This is a genomic window from Alcanivorax sp. 24, assembly GCF_004360225.1.
Lineage (GTDB): Bacteria > Pseudomonadota > Gammaproteobacteria > Pseudomonadales > Alcanivoracaceae > Alloalcanivorax > Alloalcanivorax xiamenensis.
The window spans coordinates 1-1,213 of record NZ_SNUA01000038.1 but is presented as its reverse complement, the minus strand read 5'-3'; the positions used below and the strand labels follow the sequence as shown (position 1 = coordinate 1,213).

General features: G+C 61.7%; 1 protein-coding gene. It reads left to right on the top strand.

Annotated elements, in window-relative coordinates:
• The first annotated feature begins 233 nt into the window (after window positions 1–233).
• On the top strand, window positions 234–1,178 hold the full coding sequence (locus E0L37_RS21155) for a transposase (RefSeq protein WP_133493618.1): 945 nt from the start codon (window positions 234–236) through the stop codon (window positions 1,176–1,178).
• The last annotated feature ends 35 nt before the right edge of the window (window positions 1,179–1,213 follow it).

Genomic DNA, 1,213 nt, shown 5'->3' with positions numbered 1-1,213 from the left:
GCTTGTATGGTTTCCCGGCAAGTCTTAGAAGGAGAAGACTTGTCGGGGTGGAGGGACCAGGCTGGCTTCTGACCCTAGGGTACAGACTGTGGGAGATATGGCCCCACCCCGCACCTTCAAACGCCGATAAGGAATCCATCGGCTGAGCGCGCACTCAGACCGACGATACTCTGCAAGCCAGCGTTACGGTGCGCCCCGACAAGCCCATTTAACCTAGCTGAGAGGGATGCCCCATGGCAATGCTGGCAAGCCGCCCGGAGATCGGGATCGACGCTGCGAAAGACAACCTGGTGATCCACCATCAGGACCTGAACCAAACCCTCACCATCGACAATACGCCCCAAGCCATCCGCCAATGGCTGGCCACGCTCCCCAAGGGCTGCGATATCGCCATTGAGGCGACCAGTACCTATCACATGGACCTCACCGAGCGCGCGCACGCCAAGGGCCATCGGGTCTATGTGGTGGACGGCTACCGCCTCAGTAACTACCGCAAAGGCGTTGGAGGGCGGGCCAAGACGGATCTGGCCGACGCCCAGTTGCTGGCCCGCCATCTGCACAAGGAGAAAGACGAGTTACGCTCGTGGAGCCCGCCCCCCAAGGCGTACCGGATGCTGCAGAGCCTGCTGCGTCGCCGGGCCGCCTTGGTTAAGGCCCGCACGGCATTACGTCAGAGCTTGAGCGGAGAACCGGAGCTCAAGGCCCCTCTGCGTGCCCTGATCACCGAAATGGACCGGATTGACACTCTGATCCAGAAACGGCTCAAGAGCGCGGTGAGCGCCGCCGGCTTACAGACTCAGGTCCAACGCTGCGACGCGATCGACGGGGTCGGCGAGATCACCGCCACCGCCTTGGTCATGGCCTTCCTGAGAGGAGACTTCGCCAATAGCGATGCCTTCGTTGCCTTCCTGGGGCTGGATGTCCGAGTCCGCGACTCCGGCAAACTCAGAGGCAAGCGTAAGCTGACCAAGCAAGGGGATACGGAGGTCAGGCGACTGCTGCATTGTGCCGCCATGAGCGCCTCTCGACACCCGGTCTGGCGCGCCTTCTATCAGCGCTATCGGGACCGGGGACTGCACACCACGCAAGCCTTGGTCATCCTGGCCCGGAAGATCGCCCGCACCGCCTTCGCCCTGATGAAGCAGCAACAAGAATATTGCCCCGCAAAGCTCTTTTAAGCATTGCAGGGCACCATAGAATCTCCCACAGCGGC